The organism is Cytobacillus sp. FSL W8-0315 (assembly GCF_038002905.1).
In the GTDB taxonomy this organism is placed as follows: Bacteria; Bacillota; Bacilli; order Bacillales; family Cytobacillaceae; genus Cytobacillus; species Cytobacillus pseudoceanisediminis.
The window spans coordinates 2828293-2844698 of sequence record NZ_JBBOOC010000001.1; the positions used below are offsets into that span (position 1 = coordinate 2828293).

The 16406-nt window shown below is 38.5% G+C and carries 15 protein-coding genes; 12 read left to right on the top strand and 3 right to left on the bottom strand.

The window, feature by feature from the left end; translation table 11 throughout:
• The first annotated feature begins 156 nt into the window (after positions 1-156).
• Both MKY20_RS14590 and MKY20_RS14595 read left to right on the top strand, forming a co-directional pair.
• Positions 157-621, top strand: a complete 465-nt coding sequence (locus MKY20_RS14590) for a hypothetical protein (protein WP_341001660.1) — start codon at positions 157-159, stop codon at positions 619-621.
• A 132-nt stretch (positions 622-753) separates the two neighbouring features.
• The gene (locus tag MKY20_RS14595; protein ID WP_341001662.1) at positions 754-1716 is read left to right on the top strand and encodes a DUF3231 family protein; all 963 of its coding nucleotides are present in this window, start codon (positions 754-756) and stop codon (positions 1714-1716) included.
• 125 nt (positions 1717-1841) lie between these two features.
• Here the strand turns inward: MKY20_RS14595 and MKY20_RS14600 are convergent, their stop codons facing one another.
• On the bottom strand, positions 1842-2684 hold the full coding sequence (locus MKY20_RS14600; RefSeq protein WP_341001664.1) for an isocitrate lyase/PEP mutase family protein: 843 nt from the start codon (positions 2682-2684) through the stop codon (positions 1842-1844).
• Positions 2685-3191: 507 nt separating this feature from the next.
• Here MKY20_RS14600 and MKY20_RS14605 point away from each other — a divergent pair.
• Entirely contained in the window at positions 3192-5012 is a 1821-nt protein-coding gene (locus tag MKY20_RS14605; RefSeq protein WP_341001665.1) for a LysM peptidoglycan-binding domain-containing protein, read from the top strand.
• Positions 5013-5329: 317 nt separating this feature from the next.
• On the opposite strand, the gene MKY20_RS14610 is transcribed toward MKY20_RS14605, so the two are convergent.
• On the bottom strand, positions 5330-5833 hold the full coding sequence (locus MKY20_RS14610) for a DinB family protein (protein ID WP_252245094.1): 504 nt from the start codon (positions 5831-5833) through the stop codon (positions 5330-5332).
• A gap of 259 nt (positions 5834-6092) precedes the next feature.
• On the opposite strand from MKY20_RS14610, the gene MKY20_RS14615 reads away from it, so the two are divergent.
• On the top strand, positions 6093-7157 hold the full coding sequence (locus MKY20_RS14615) for a tetratricopeptide repeat protein (RefSeq protein ID WP_341001668.1): 1065 nt from the start codon (positions 6093-6095) through the stop codon (positions 7155-7157).
• 92 nt (positions 7158-7249) lie between these two features.
• Here the strand turns inward: MKY20_RS14615 and MKY20_RS14620 are convergent, their stop codons facing one another.
• Complete coding sequence (locus MKY20_RS14620) at positions 7250-8344, bottom strand: GIY-YIG nuclease family protein (RefSeq protein WP_341001670.1); 1095 nt, start codon at positions 8342-8344, stop codon at positions 7250-7252.
• Positions 8345-8544: 200 nt separating this feature from the next.
• Here MKY20_RS14620 and MKY20_RS14625 point away from each other — a divergent pair, with 200 nt between their 5' ends.
• The 8 genes from MKY20_RS14625 to MKY20_RS14660 all read left to right on the top strand — a co-directional run bounded on the left by MKY20_RS14625 (position 8545) and on the right by MKY20_RS14660 (position 16390).
• On the top strand, positions 8545-9114 hold the full coding sequence (locus MKY20_RS14625) for a hypothetical protein (RefSeq protein ID WP_341001672.1): 570 nt from the start codon (positions 8545-8547) through the stop codon (positions 9112-9114).
• Positions 9044-9373: a hypothetical protein gene (locus MKY20_RS14630; protein ID WP_341001674.1), complete on the top strand. Its 330-nt coding sequence runs from the start codon at positions 9044-9046 to the stop codon at positions 9371-9373. The genes MKY20_RS14625 and MKY20_RS14630 overlap by 71 nt, the downstream gene beginning before the upstream one ends.
• A gap of 2 nt (positions 9374-9375) precedes the next feature.
• Positions 9376-9600 carry a hypothetical protein gene (locus tag MKY20_RS14635; protein ID WP_341001676.1) on the top strand — a complete coding sequence of 75 codons (225 nt, stop codon included), beginning with the start codon at positions 9376-9378 and terminating at the stop codon, positions 9598-9600.
• A gap of 65 nt (positions 9601-9665) precedes the next feature.
• The gene (locus tag MKY20_RS14640) at positions 9666-10136 is read left to right on the top strand and encodes a hypothetical protein (RefSeq protein ID WP_341001677.1); all 471 of its coding nucleotides are present in this window, start codon (positions 9666-9668) and stop codon (positions 10134-10136) included.
• A 48-nt stretch (positions 10137-10184) separates the two neighbouring features.
• The gene (locus MKY20_RS14645) at positions 10185-10862 is read left to right on the top strand and encodes a M28 family peptidase (protein ID WP_341001679.1); all 678 of its coding nucleotides are present in this window, start codon (positions 10185-10187) and stop codon (positions 10860-10862) included.
• Positions 10863-11484: 622 nt separating this feature from the next.
• On the top strand, positions 11485-11724 hold the full coding sequence (locus MKY20_RS14650) for a helix-turn-helix domain-containing protein (protein ID WP_341001680.1): 240 nt from the start codon (positions 11485-11487) through the stop codon (positions 11722-11724).
• Complete coding sequence (locus tag MKY20_RS14655) at positions 11714-12853, top strand: HNH endonuclease (RefSeq protein ID WP_341001682.1); 1140 nt, start codon at positions 11714-11716, stop codon at positions 12851-12853. Before MKY20_RS14650 ends, MKY20_RS14655 begins: the two co-directional genes overlap by 11 nt.
• A 465-nt stretch (positions 12854-13318) precedes the next feature.
• The gene (locus MKY20_RS14660; RefSeq protein ID WP_341001684.1) at positions 13319-16390 is read left to right on the top strand and encodes a UvrD-helicase domain-containing protein; all 3072 of its coding nucleotides are present in this window, start codon (positions 13319-13321) and stop codon (positions 16388-16390) included.
• Positions 16391-16406 lie beyond the last annotated feature (16 nt).

Consider the following 16406-nt stretch of genomic DNA (forward strand, 5'->3'; position numbering starts at 1 on the left):
AGATTAGTTTGAGAAGAGTGCTTACATAATAATAAGTGTGATGCTGAGTAATATTAATTGATATCTTCAGGCAGATGGCAATTAGTTTGCTGTTCTTTAAAAGGGAATTACAGGAAGAGAACACCTATAAGAAACATGGTAAGGGGCTTGAATAGAATGGCGACATCTATAGAAAGGCTATTATGGAGTATTGCACTTCCTGGTTTTGGGCAATTTTTAAATGGAAAACTGATAAAGGGATTGGTTATTGTATTTTTAGAGTTCCTTATCAATGTACAAGCGAATTTCAACGGGGTCATTATTTCAAGTTTTCATGGAGATATTGAGAAAGCAATAGCAGAAACCGATTATTTGTGGCTGATGTTTTATCCTTGTTTGTATTTCTTTGCGATGTGGGATTCCTTTAAAGATGCAGGAGGAGGTAAAAACAGTTATTCGTTTCTTCCGTTTGTGTCTTCAGCTTACTTCGTTACAGTGGGGTGTATATATTCCTCTACCTTTAAGCTTTTTGGTGTATTATTAGGGCCTATTTGGCTTCCGATATTGTGCGTAATACCAGGTGTCAGTGTGGGTGTTATTTTAATGAAGATAATAAGTAAGAAACACATCGATCCAATTTAAACAGGACAGACGTTTTATTGTTAAGCAGCTTAATAATAGGCAATGTAAGATGTTTAGAGACTATTTAATGAATAATTACTATTTTCAATTTACAAACTAAGATAAGAAATAAATTGTGGAGGAGCCTTTTAGATGAATTTAAACGAATTAGGCTTTCTTTGGTACTTACATTCAAGTTCCAATATGGTCAATATTTTTTTGGGAAATCTGATGGAGACTGCTGAAGATACTGATTTGAAGGATGTTTTAACTGAGATTAAAACACTTTCTTCATTCCAGGAACAAGAGGCTTTTCAATTCTTAGCTGATAATGGATTACATGTTACACCGTTTTTTAGTGAAAATGATTTACATAGCCCCTCAGAAAAGTTATTTTCTGATCAATTAATGATAGAAATTCTTAAGCATATAACCAGTAATGGACTGGGTGTACTTTCTTTTCACTACACAGACTTAACCGTCCCAAAGGTTAAGAATTTTTTTAAAGAAATACTCAATAAGTTAATTCAAATTGATATTTCTATTTTAAATTTGCTGGAGCACAAAGGGTTGCTGCAAAACAGGTCCTTTTCATACACAAATGCTGAAGACAGAGAAAACAAATTATTTAAAGTGGCATCAACCCAGCAGAGGCCGCTTAATGCTGTTGAATTAGCAAGTATGTTTGGTTCATTTCAATGTAATAATGTTGGGGTAGCTCTATGTACTGCTTTTTCGGATGTGGCGAAGGATGAAGATACAAAGAGTTTTTTGCAGGATGGGATCAAATTATCCTATCATCAAGTGGATGTTTTATCCGAAATATATAGAGAAAACGGAGTCCCGACAACGACCGGATTAGAGGCTCATGTTCAAAAGGTGAATAAATCCCCATTTTCAGATAAACTAATGGCTAACTTAATCATGTTCTTAAATCCCATTGCAATCGGCAATCTGCAGACTGCTGTCGTTTCCAGTTATAAAAAAAGTCACGTGAAATCTCTAAAGGAATTAATTGATCAAGTGGAAGATTATTCAGAGAAAGGGTTTAAGTTATTGGTAAGGAAAGACTGGTTTAATGAGCCGCCGGTAACCAATAGGTCAATTGATAATTAAAAATTAGAACCAAACAATCTAAAGGAAAACCATCAAAATGGAAGATGAAAAAAGCCGATTTGTTCATTATAGAAAATCGGCTTCTTAAAATAATAAAATTTTTGCTGGGTATTTGGAGTTCGTTATTATTTTTGAAGGAATTCTGTTAACCTTTTATAAGAAAGAACATCGCCATTCGTCATGTGATGAAAGGTCTGGCGGTTAACAATCTCTTCACTGATAGTCCGTAAGAATGTTAGGGTGGCTCTGAATGGGACGGATCCACAGCTAAGCCTTTCGATTCCGATCTCAGATAACTCCGATAAAGAAGGCATCTCTGGATCAACCAATAGGTTGATCGGACAAGAAATTTCCTCTCTAATTTTTTTAATAATCTTCCTATCAGTTAAACCAGGAATGAAAATGCAATCTGCCCCTGCATCTTGATAGGCTTTTGCCCGCTTTATTGCTTCTTGTAATCGCGTTGAAGAATCCCCAATTTTTAACCAATATAGATCTGTTCGTGCATTGATAAATAAAGGCATATTTCTGGATTCTGAAAGTTCTTTGATAGCTGTTATCTTTTCCACTTGGGATGTGATATCAAAGATAGGCCGGTTAGGATCACCTGTACCGTCCTCCAGATTTATCCCGATAGCACCAGCAGCAGCTACTGCTTTTACGGTCTCTAAAACCTCTTCAACTGTCTGTCCATAACCTGCCTCAATGTCTGCGCTCACAGGAACATTCACTGATTTGGCGATATTTTCAATCGTTTCAACCATTTTGTTAAGAGGTATACTTTGCCCATCAAAGTACCCCAAAGAAGCAGCGATGCCAGCACTTGTTGTTCCAATCGCTTTAAAGCCGCATTCTTCAAACATTTTTGCACTGATTACATCCCATGCGTTTGGCAGAACAAAGGTGGACGATTGCTGATGTAAGCGGTGAAAGGTTTTTGCCTTTAATGATTGTCCTTTGCTACTCATAATATTAAGCTCCTTTTACTGATTTGGTTTTAGTTTCTTATTGCTTCATTTCTATTATAAGAGCTAAATAATTCGATTTTCATCGAGATATGGAATACATATTGTTTTTTCAAATAGGATGCCATCTTAATGACGGTGATCGGAGGATTCGATACCCTGGATGGTGCCTTTGCAGGAGCGGGATCATCGAATCCTAAAGAAATTATGTTTCAGAGCTGCAATGACGAAGTTAAGAGGGCAGCTTAGTAAAAAACCTTCCCATTTGAAGGTTTTTTATCTTTTTACCACAATTTTTTCGCTAATAATGATTCCTTCAGGCGTTTCCTGAATCGAATCATGCTATACAGATTTGTAAAAGAGCTATCTATATAGGAATTAAATTTCTTTTTTATCTAATTCCTCCTCATTCGCACTGAACCTCGCACTTCCTATTGAATAGTATATGGGCAGATAGTGTGTGCGCATTTAATTCCTCAATGGAAATTTATTCTTTGGGAAGTGAAGATCATGCAAATTTTTTATACAGTACGTTCAGGTGATACGCTGTACGGGATATCAAGGAGATGGGAAATTCCGGCCGATTCCCTTATTGCGGCAAATAATTTGAAGCCCCCTTACACGATTTATATCGGTCAGCAGCTGTCCGTTCCACCTGGGGTTGATGCTGTGCGTGTTAGGCAAGGAGATTCAGTGTATCGAATTTCACAATTTTACAAAGTTCCGCCTTCAGTTATCATAGAGGCGAATCAGCTTCAGCCACCCTATGTCATTCAGCCCGGTCAATTATTAAAGGTTCCGCCAGGTGTTCCATATTATACCGTCCAGCCAGGGGATACACTTTATCAGCTTGCCATTCGTTTTAATGTCATTACGAATGGGGAGCCAAATACTGAGCTTATTCGGTTTGTAAACCAGCTATCATCCTCACAGCTATTTCCCGGAATGAAATTAAGGATTCCATACGCCCCTCCTGGTGGCCAAGGCCTGATTGCCTATACTGCTGATAGAGGAGGCCAATATGATATTTGGTTATATAATCCCCGGACAGGAGAGAACGTGCAGCTCACCATTGGATTGGGTGACTCTTTTTCAAGTCCAGAATGGTCACCTAATAGCAGGAGAATTGCGTTTATTGGAAAGAACAGAATTATATATGTTGTGGATGTGGCATCTGGTGCGATCGCTCAAATCGATCAGATGGAAGAAGGTGCTGAATTCAAATTGGATTGGTCGCCTGACAGCAGCCAAATTGCTTATACGAAGCAAGGTCGCATTATTATGTACAACGTTCTGTCTCATCAACCGCAAAGCATTCAACAGTCTGACTCAACAGATATTCAATGGTTTCCGAGCGGCAGGGAACTGCTTTTTCAGGCACCGGATGAATCAGGAATTAGCCAGCTTTTCCGAATTCAAACCGATGGATCCGGGAAACAGCAAATTACACGTAACACAGGAGGGCGGCTTAATAATGCCCAGCTATCACCCAACGGAAGCTTTGTTCTTTATACAACACCAGGTGTCAGTATCTCCATCATTCACACCGTTGAGCTTTCAACAGGCAATGTGGTTGAAGTAAAAGGCGGGCCCCTTGCAAAAAATTATTATCCTACATGGTCACCTGATTCTTTGAAAATTGCCTATAGCTCTACCGCCTTTGAAGATCGCGGGTATTTTTCACAAGTTCGAACGGTGGGGAGGCGAGGAGAAGAGGATCGAATCTGGGCTATTTCCAATTGTTTTGCATCGCCTGTCACATGGTCAACAGACGGAACAAAAATAGCCTATCTTAGTGGATGCACGGAACAGGAATTTGCAAGTGAAATGTGGGCTATCGACCTCCGTCACCCCGTCCCGATACGGCTAATTGCAGGAGTTAACATTCAGTCACTTCAATGGTCTCCAACTGCCCTATTGGATGGTACCCAAAAGACCACATATACGAACACTGCCTACAAGATTCGTTTCCAATATCCGTCAAACTGGCGAAAAGTGAACGAGGAAAGATACGAAGGTGCTGACGGCTTTTTTCAAATATCAGCGATTTCAGCAGGTGAAAACTTAGAAGAGGTGTGCCATGGCGAAGCTTTCCATCCATTACTGCCCTATGGATCCATGCCAAGCATCTTGAAGACTCGAATTCAAAACCAGGAAGCCTGCTACATTTTTCCCTCTGCGGACCAGCCAGCAGAAATGCTGAATCAATCAGCTTTAATCGTAAGGTATCCAACTCCCATTACAATCCAAGGAGAAACCTACAATTACTTCATCCTATGGGCAGATCAGCCGCATTTAAAGGAGATAGCTTTAAGTTTAATCTTTTTATAAACATGTGGGCCTGTCCTTCGGTTCGTTGAAGCATTAACGTACTGTGGAGGCTAGGCTCTTTTTTTTGTTCCTATTCATTGCAGCTGCCCTAAAAGACTTCTACCATTTTGAAAGATGGACCATTATCCTCGGGTTCTTATATATAGTGGCGCTGGTTGGATTTTCTTCTGGTTTAACAGAATTTATTAATAAGGTCATTTGAAAAAAGGGGAGGAAGGAGAAGAAGAAAAGGGATAGAGAGGGCTGGTTAGGGTAGCCTTTTATCTAGAAACTAAGAAAAACGCCCGGCAATCTCCGAGCGTTTTCCTCTTTCCCTTTTATAGCGGCGGATTCGTGACACCTAAATTAACCCAATCTTCTTTTGGCGGACCATACACCCCAAAAGGCTTTAATCCTGCCTGACGGATGAGAATGGTCAATTGCCCCCGATGATGCACAATGTGTTTGATTAGCCCCATCAAAATTTGAGCATTGGTTTCTTCTCTTCCAAATGCATTCTGTGTCTGGCTCAATGAGTCATCTGTCCACTGCTGCTCAATCGCCAGGGCTGCTTCCTCACTCAGCTTTTTAAATGTATCCGCAATTTCTTTTGCCGAAGCGGGGACATTTTCTTCATTTACAGCCTTTTCGATTTTTAACCCGAAATGAGCTAAATAATCTGGAATACTTGCTGTTAAATGCCACGCAATTCTCCCTAATGTGCGTCCTTCCGGGTAAACCTGCTGCTTTAAAGAGTCATCTGTTAATCCGTCCAACACCTTTTGCGTCAGTACTGCCTCTCTTTTCCATTCATTAATAAAATCTGAAATGGTTACATACATCAATCGTTCCTCCATTCGTTGGATATTATAGGTAAATAATAAAACATTTGTTCGTGTTTTTCAAGTTGAAGTAAATATGGGAGAAATTAGAAGATCTAAGCCACCTATAATGTATGAGATTCGCAACAAAAAATTCATATTTCATTCGACAATATTCGCGCGAAACGGAGGAATGATTTCTATATAGTTGAAAGTGTTCCTGATACATGATAGATGCGGTGTCAATGCTGGCAGCTTTTAATAGAAATGGGGTGTAGGGATGAGAACTTTAAAGATAAAAGACTTAACTCTGGGCGAGCTGGAGCTGCTTGAACAGGATCTTCACGAAAACGGGGAAAAAAGCGATTACGGCTATTACATGCAGCTGGTGACCGTCTATGAAATGATGTATAAAAAGCTAAAAAGTTTAGCGAGAAATAATGGACCACAATATGACCATTCCCTTCAGCATACTAAAAATGTTTATGTATCCCATCTTATTAAATTCGGTCCCTACATAAAAATGAATCACTTCAAGAATGACGGTGATGCTGTAGAGTCGCTGATCAGGGCCATTGGTTTAGAGCAAAAACTTCCCATTGCCTATTATCGACTTGGTTTTCTGGCTTATAAACATGGCAAGTATGGATCAGCCGTCCGCTATTTTCAGCAAGCCCTGAACAAGCAGCTTCTGAATGATCCCAGATACGACCTTAATCAGCAGCAGGAATTCCATGCCCATATGTATCTGGCTAACAGCGCTTTATACGTTGCCAGCCAGACCTATGAAACGATGGAAAAACTCCCATATTTGCCGGAGGAGCAGCTGCCGAATCCAGAGCTTTCGCCATTAATTGAAACATTGGCAACGAATGAAAAATACTTACAGAACCACGCGTTCTACAAAATAACGAAAAATAAAACGGAAACATGTTCAAAGGAATCATGTGTAGACCTCTACGAAAACAGTGAACCTAATGAACTTATCCTGTACTTTAATGACCGCGAAAATATTCTCTTATTTAATGGGGAGGAAGTCATTATCACCCCAACCCAGGCCAATATGATGAGACACTTCCTGCTATCCTCCAGCAAGGAGAATCCATGCACGAGAATGACCATGTGTGATTTCTTTGGAAGGACTGGCAGTGATGGAGGGGTGAAGAAGAACACTTTTATCAAATCTATTGAAAGACTAAAAGAAGCTTTAAGGTCAATAGAGATACCTGAGATTTTTGATGTTACGCAGTATAGGGGGGAGACTGCTTATTATTTTAATGAGTCGGTTCCTTTTACTGTTTTGTTTAGGGTGGATGATGCATTTGCTAATGAGTATGTGAACTGAAAATGTACGGATTAGGCTCCTTTGCACGGAATGCCTGTTACAGCTCTATCTTACGTGAATAGAAGTGCAATAAAAACAGCCCCTTATTCATTTTAAATAAGGGGTTGGAAGTGTTGAGGGTTATTTAGTAAATTCTTTAGTGCCAGATCTAGGGTGGCATGATTTTCAGGATCCAGCCAGTTTTCTGGAATGATGAGATAAGAGCAGCTGCCGCTGTGTAAATAACGGTAAATAATATGCGCTGCATCGATTTCATGTCTGCTAACGTCTCGGGCTGCATTTGCTTCATCTTTTTTTAAATAAGCTAGAATGTTCGTTTTTATTTTTTCCTCCATGTTGCCTGCTGCTGCATAGTTGTTGCTGAACAGAATATCCGTCCTTTTAATAAGGAAAAGTTTAATCGTTGTATCTGTTAGTCTTTCGATAGCGGCGATATTATGATTTTCTTCGGTGAATTCGATCACTTTTTCTTTTTTTAACAGGGAGCTTACTGCCTGTATATGATCCCGATAGGCGGAGGCCGATTCAAAATCAAATGCTTCAGAAGCATTTAGCATCATTTGATTCATGTCCTCCAGAATACTCATGTCAGTGCCTTTCAGAAAACCGATAAACCTGTCCAGGATGTCATTGTACTGTTGTTCCGCAGGTCCCCCAAGGCACCTGCCAAGGCATGAGCCTAAGGAATAATTCAGGCAGGCAGAGTTCGTTCCATTGGGATTGCTGCAATTCAGCTTAAAGCATTCCTTTAACCCCAGGAGAGCTCTTTCCACATTGCTTCGGCTTGTAAAAGGGCCAAAATAAATCTTGCCGTCATTCTCAATGGGATTAAAGGCAATATCAATTTTACGATGATTGCCGGTAAGGCTGATCGAGATATAAATGAATGACTGCGGACTCTTCATCATTCGATTATATAGCGGCTTAATGTTTTGAATTAATTGGCATTCAAGCATAAAAGCCTCGAATTCAGTATCTGTCAGGATATAGTCAAAATCCCTTAAGTGTTTGACCAGCTTTTTAATCTTGGGAGAATGCTGTGTAGAGTTTCGGAAATAAGACTGAACCCGATTCTTTAGATTTTTCGCCTTCCCCACATACAGAATTTGACCTTGCGAATCCTTCATCAGATATACGCCTGGAGTTAAGGGCAGGTTTTTCACCTTGTCAGGGAGATTAATAGACATTCATTCCTTTTCTAGAATATATATCTAGTATTTTAGCATGGGATGGGATTTTGTAGCTATTGCTCTGATTTGGGTATTGGCATGAATATGTACTGCTTGCCTTTTTGTAATGCGGAGTTATCTTGCTGTTAAAATATGGTATGCTGTTTTTGCTAATTAAAAAATACTACAAAGAGTGGAACAGGAGAAGTGTGAGAAAAATGAGATTAAGAGACTTAACCCTTGAAGAGCTTGAGGACCTTGAACAAGAATTACATGAAAATGGGGAACAAAGCAATTTCGGTTATTACGCCAAACTGATAAATGTCTATGAAGAGATGTATAAAAGAATAATTCCACTTGTAAGAAAAGATAGAGCTATGTACTTTCATTCTCTTCAGTACACAAAAAAATTGCTAGTTTCCTACCTGGTTAAATATGGTACATATTTAAAAATGAATCAAATTAAGGATGATAAAATTGCTGTAGCATCATTAAAGAAGGCATTGAGTTATGAAAAAAATATTCCGATTGCCTATTATAGACTAGGGTTTTTAGCTTATAAGCAAGGTGAATACAGTCAAGCAGTACGCTATTTTCAAGGGGCTCTAAATTATCATAAATTAGGGGATCACCCAAGCTTTAGCATAAATCAGCAACAGGAATTTCACGCACATATGTATCTGGCAAACAGTGCTTTATATGTGGCAAGTTCAACATATGAAGCAATGGAAGATATCCCATACTCCTCAGCAGCAGCTCCCGAATTTAGCACTTTCACCATTATATGAAGCACTGAGGGATAATGAGCAGTTTTTAAAGAATCATGCTTTTTATAAAATTTCAAAAGGACATATTGAGACCTGTTCGAAAGACACTTGTGAGGAAATTGCTGAAAATGGGGAAAAGAATACGCTTGTCGTTTATTTTAATGATCGCGAAAATGTCCTGTTCTTTAATGGGGAAGAGACCATAATTACTCCGGGACAGGCAAATATGATCAGGCATTTTCTGCTGTCATCTAATGAAAAGAATCATGCAACAGAATGACGATGAAGGACTTTTTTGGAAAAACCGGACCTGACGGAGAAGTTAAGAAAAATACCTTCATTAAATCAATAGAACGTCTTGGAACTCGAATGAAAACATTAAGTATGCCTGACATTATCGATGTAAAACAGTACAGGGGAGAAACAGCGTATTATTTCAACGAAACGGTTCCATATATTGTTCTTTTCAGGGTTGATGACGCTTTTGCGAATGACTATGTAAGCTGATGACAGGGCTGTCATCGTCTTTTTGTGATAATGAAGCTACATTCACGAAAGGGAGATGATGTTCAATGAAAAGCTGGAATACATTATTCATTCGTCAAGGCTTTGCTGTGAGGGAGTACTCTAAAAATGAGTTTGATTTTTTAAATGAAACCGAAGAAAATATAGAGTTTTTAATTGAGTGCCTTCAAAAAGCAGGTGCAAACTTCACACGTCAGCATTTTTTTCTTACTATTCACTCTGAGCCTGTTACTGAAAAAGAGTGGCTAGTTGCAGCTGATTTTTCTCACAGAGGATATGGAGAAGGGCTTTGGTTCCATGCCGAAAAAGAAGAGCCGAAAATCAGGGAATTAGATCTGTATATCAGTGGCTTGGTCCGTCAATTAAATCGTCTAGAATTATTTACTATGGGAAGCTGCGACGGCCATGGAAAAAGATATGCTTCCATCCAATTTCGTCCTGGTGTATCTATGGATAAAGCGGCAAAACATTTCAGCATCATTTCTGAAAAAATGTCAAAGTCAGAAACCAGCGCTTGATTCTGCCGCATTCCAGAGAGGAGCTTTTAGAATTAGCTGAAAAAAGCCTTGATCATAGATGCAGCCATCCTGGAACTGGAAACGGAAGAAATCGAAAAACAGCTGTTTTTTGATCAGCTGGAGAAACTCCTTAACATCAGCGGAGAAAGCGGAAACGAGGGCAAAATCCGCAAGCATGCAGAAAGGATTCTTGCTCCTCTAGTTGATCATCTAACTTTTGACAGCAAAGGCAACATCCGGGCTCAAAAACGCTATCGAGGCGGCCATGGACCAACTATTCTATTAAATGCCCATTTGGATACTGTACTTCCGATCGATCCAGGCAGAATAATATTAAAGGAAAAAAACATCTGGACCAGCAGCTCCGGGATACTTGGTGCAGATGACCGTGCGGGTGTGGCGGTATTGCTGCAAATGGGCAAAAACTTAAAAAAAAGCAGATTCAGCGGCACTGTGAAATTTATTTTAACCATTGAAGAAGAAATAGGGCTAGTGGGGGCTCAGCATGTTGATGAATACTTCCTCTGGGACGTAGATGCTGCTGTTGTCCTTGATCGCCGCGGCACTGGTGATATCGTAGTCTCATGTGGTGGATTCATTCCGTTCTGCGATGGAAAATACGGCAAGATTATTGAGTCTACAGCAATAAAGGCAGGTTTAACGAACTGGAAATGCACAAATGGAGGAAGCAGTGACACTAGGATTTGGGCTTCAAATGGGATATAGAGTGTCAATTTATCTGTTGGTTATTTTAAAGAGCATACCAATGATGAAACGTTGGATGTGGAGGGTTGTTATAATACGGTGAAGCTTGTGGAGGCGGTTTTTGAGAGGGCACGGGAGCTGAGGAGAGCTTTGACAGAAAGAAACAGAAATAAATTTCATTTTGCAAACTAATTATTGATTTTTCTAAACTAGGTAATCAGGGGATGGTTCACGCGGTTATACTCTGAAAGAGAAACATAAGAACTGTCCCTGTGTTTCCTCTCCTTAATATCTTCTGGACGTTTTGTACCAGAAGGAGTGTATTTGCATAAAGGAATGTTGACAAGTAGTCTATATTAAATTTTGCAGGTCTTATATAGACTGGAAAATTAAATGTCATAACGTACATTTAGATAATGCCATAAATACTCAGACATATTTAATAATTATTACTTAAAAAGGTGTTCAATTAATGAGCAGCTTTTTTTCTTTAATTTGTAATATGTGGGTACAAGACGCATCGATGAATTTAATAGATTATATTTTTGCGATAAAGACACCAAAAAGACGAAAATCGTCTACTGTTGGTGTCTTTATTTTTTATTTTTAAACTACTAATAATATAAAGAGGAATGATTAATAGATGGAAAGAGCAAATATTAGCGGTAATAGAATAAAGGAAGCTAGAAAACGGGTCAGTATGGATCAAGTAGAATTAGCTGTTGCATTAGAGGTTGAGTACAAAGTTAATTTAACTCAATCTGATATATCAGAGATAGAACGTGGAATTCGCGGAGTTAAAGATTATGAGCTAGATTACATTTCAAGAATTTTAAATGTGAGTCCAATTTGGCTTCTTAGAGGTCAAAGTAATGAGATTTAAATATGATGAACTAAGTCAAGCTATATTAATAGTTAACTCAATATATGAAGGTGGTTCAAAAGGAAGTCCTCCTGCCGATGATCCTTTAACAAAGATATTTAAAGTTGACGGCTTTTTAAGAAGTGTTGGAAATAGAAGTGGATTTAGGAAATCTATGAAAGAAAAAAACGGAAAATCAACAAAAGATGTTGCTTTTGCTGTAATTTATTCTACGGGAAAAGTGAAGGAGTGGCCAGATTTCTATGATAAAAAAAACCAAACCTTTACATATTATGGTGACAATCGAGAACCAGGAAATCATTATCTAAATACAAAGCAAAGAGGGAATTTACTATTAAAGGATTTATTCGAAAAGGCCGCTTCAAAATCACCTGAAATTAGAAGGACTATCCCTCCTATTTTTGTATTTGAATCCACGGGGATTGCCTCAAATGTGGAATTTCTAGGTCTAGCTGTTCCTGGTGTTAAGGGGACAGCAGTAGACCAATCATTAGAGTTAGTTACAGTTGGGGAAGAAGGAAGTCAGTTCCAGAATTATAGGGCCACTTTTACTATGGTAGAAATTGAATTAGAGGGAATTAGCAGGAAATGGCTGGCAGAACTTAAGGATTATAATGGAGATACGTTTAGGTACGCTCCAAAAGAGTGGGTGAAATTTGTTGAAGAGGGTCTAAATTCCGTTTCAGTGATGGATGGAAATTCTGGAGAACAAACCACTTTACCAGATGTTAATGGATTTTCACCAAGTGAAAAGCAATATCTCCTTAAAACTAGACTTACTCAAGGGAAATTTCGTGAAACACTACTCAAGCGTACGAAAGTTTGTAAGCTTTGCGGGGTGGATAATATGAATCTACTAGTTGCTAGTCATATTAAACCTTGGAGTCACAGTGACGATAGAGAACGAATTAATTTCTATAATGGCATACTGTTATGTCCATCCCACGACGCTGCATTTGATAAGGGGTTAATTAGCTTTAATAGTAATGGTAATATAGTCATTTCATCTCTCCTTAGTCAAGAAAATCAAAAACTCCTAAATGTTAACCCAGATATGAAGATAGAGCTGGAACCAAACCATAAAAAATTTATGGACTGGCATTTGAGCAAGGTTTTTGTAACGGAATAGTATTCGTACATTATTCTTACGAGTTAGGGAATAGATTTTAGAAGAGTACAGGAGTTTAATTATTTCATAATGGCTTTTGGTTTACTGGTAATTAAGTAAAAGATTCAAATAAGCTATTAATAAAGAACAAGAAGTAGAGTTAAGACGTTAGGAACCGAAATTCGTAAAAAGGATTTAATAACTAACTGTTAAAACCACCAAAAACAAGACTATAAGAAAAGATTAGATAAGAAACTCTGCCATGGCGCAGGGTTTCTTCCTTTATGTTAATCATTTAATCAAGAAATCCATTTAGAAAATGGTGTCTGACCATAAAATCTATTCTTCAAGGTTTTATTTAGCCTTTAACTTTGGGGGAAATACCTTTTTGTGGGAATCTCTTGGGATTTGCTTACAACTTACCATTTTCTTGCTATAATGTTAATTGTCGAAATATAGGATAAAACTACTAAAGTAGGTGAAGTTTTGGCTGGATTGTTTGTATCTACCTATATGAGAAGAAAAAAGGGTAGCAAAGCAGAAGAAATGGTTTGGAATGCTATTAAAACAGCATTTAAAGAGCGGGATTGTCTAGGTTATTGGAATTATCCAATCTTCTCTCATGATTATAACGGGAGGAAGGAACCTGACATTTTGATTTTAGATAAATTATTAGGAATCACGCTAATAGAAGTTAAGGGAATCACGATTAACAATTTAGAAGGCATCCATGGCCATCAATGGGTATATCAGGGCTTTTATACAGAAGAAGGGAATCCATATCAACAAGCTGAGGATCAAATGTTTAGCTTAATGGATTGGGTTAGAGTGAATGAAGGATTAGATAATAAGCTGACACGAAGGATTTTGGTAGCCCTTCCATATATCACTAAGCTAGAGTGGAAAGAGCGGGGATTTGATCGGCTGCCGAGTAGTCCACCAATTTTATTCAAGGATGATTTTGTAAATGGAGGAGCATTAATCGAAAAAATCTCAGCTACTTCCCTTTACCGTGCGAACTCTTCTTTACTAGAAGAGGAGTGGAGTCGACTAACGGAACTCATTCATGGTGGGAAGCTACCAGTGAGCAAAGAGGAGGAAGAAGGACCTAAATATTCCCTCCTTTACATTGTTTCCACAGAAAGGAAGCTTCTTGACTCGAGACGGATGTTCAAACCACTCTTGGAGAAAGGGATTAAGGTGATTGTCCTTTCTCAATTTAAAAGAGAAGATGATTGGTTTCCAACTGATTTTTATAAGAAATATGAGGATGCTTATTTATTTCAATATATGACCTCGGAAACATACTATGAATTAGATGAGCCAATTATGGTATTCGATGGTAACGGTGTGGATGAAGCATTTGAAAAAGATTGGTTGGATAAGTTCCCACACTTTAATAAAGGACAATACAAGGTAGAGCATGCTTTAACCGACTCTAACCTTACCATTACAGCTGGAGCTGGGACTGGAAAGACAACAGTGATGATTCAACGGATTATGTTCCTGCTTGCTATGGTACCGGATCTCTCACTGAAGGAGATTGTGATGATAACATTTACTAGGGAATCATCACAGGAGATGAAGCATCGGTTAAAAGAGGAATTGGTATTGCGCCAGCAGGTTACGTGTCAACCAAAGTTTCTAGAGTATGCGGAAGAATTGAGAGAAATGAACATCAGTACAATTCATTCCTTTGCGAAATCTCTCATTCAAGAACTTGGCTTTGTCCTCGGATTTGGACGCAATGTCCAACTTAAAGGGTATAAGATAAAACGCCGGGAAATTATCGGGAAAATTTTAAATGAGTATGTTGGTGGAACACCAATTGATCAGCTCGGTCTTAAGGAATTTCGCCATTATGAGCTTGTCAAGATCATTGAATCCTTTTGGGGTGAAATGGAAAGCAAGGGCTTGAGTGAGAATCAAATTGCTCAGTTAGTCTGGCGTGAAGATAATCCAATAGACCAACCATATGAAAAATTGAATGATTTGTTCCGATACGTATTTCCACGTTGTGAAGTAGAGTTTAACAAGGTAAAAAGGATTGATAATGCCATTACTATCGGAGATCTTGTCCGTAAAATTAGTGAAATCAGCATTGAGAATCCCGAGACTTTAAGAGAGTTATCCTATCCGATTAAATACTTATTTGTTGATGAATTTCAGGATAGCGATGATGTCCAAATCAAGCTAGTTGCTCAAATTTACCACATGCTTAAAGCCCATTTGTTTGTCGTTGGGGATATTAAGCAATCAATCTATCGTTTTAGGGGAGCTGATTATACCGCCTTTACTCAATTGAAGGATGAAGTGAAAAAGCATGGTGGCGAACCTTTTGTGGAAGAACCGTTGCAAATTAATTACCGTACCTCTGCATCGCTACTCGAAAAGCTGGATCAGTATTTTAATGCTTGGGGAAAGCGTAGCGAGTTAACCTATGAAAAGAATGATAAATTACTAGGAAGTAATTTTTCAACATTCGGAATGAACGAGTTTCGGGTAAAGAAATACAATAAATGGGCGGATGAGTTAAAAGGTAAAGTTTTACAGGAAGTAGAAAATGCCCAGGAACTCATCAAAAACCAGACACACGAATCAAAGAAAAAAAAGCTTGCTTTGCTAGTTCGGACGAACAATCAAGCAAAGCGTGCCTTTGACTGGCTGGACCAGCATGGGATTGGAGCAGAGATGAATGTGGGTGGAACTTTTTACAATAGTGAAGCAGTCAAGGATTTCTATGTGTTGTTAAGTGCTCTACTTTATCCAAACGACGCAAAAAGCGTACTTAATGCATTAGCCACTCCCTTTTTTAAAGCAGACGTAATGTTAGATGAGCTTGTTAAATGTAACGGAGATAATAATCAAATTCTTGCGTTTTTGCGTGATCATTATAGTCTACATAAGAATTTTGAGGTCCATGTTGAGCAACTAAGGATTAAACCTGTTTTTGCAGTAATTCGTAGGTTTCTCACGAGCGACATTTTCCAAACACTTTATTCAAAGAAGTTAGCATTGATTGAGGGTGAGCCAACAGATAAGGAAAAGGCGAAAGTAAAATTCGAGGTGCAGAAATATCAAACGAACCTTAACCACTTGATGAATATCCTTCATCAGCAGTTCGATAGTACCAATGCGACACTTTATGCGCTACAAACCTGGCTTGGAATTAATATCAAAACCAACCGTGAGGAAGATGAACCTCTAGTTGAGGAAATTGATACAGAAGATGTGGTTGAAATTGTCACCGTTCATAAGTCAAAAGGATTGGAATACCATACGGTTATCATGCCGTTTACTGATCAACCTTTTCATTTTGAATGGGATGAGATTCTTTTTGATGATAAAAAGCAAAAGGTTGGTTGGTTCATAGAGAAGCTAAAGCTTGAAAACGATTTTTATGAACAAATGAATGACCTGGAAACAAAAGAAATTGTTAAAGAAGAAACACGCTTGTTGTATGTTGCGATGACAAGATCGCGAGAGAGACTAGTTATTCTGCAGCCAAAGAAACCAATGGATGAAACCTGGTCCATGCAATTGGATATCGGGAATTAGGAGGGATACCAGCCAT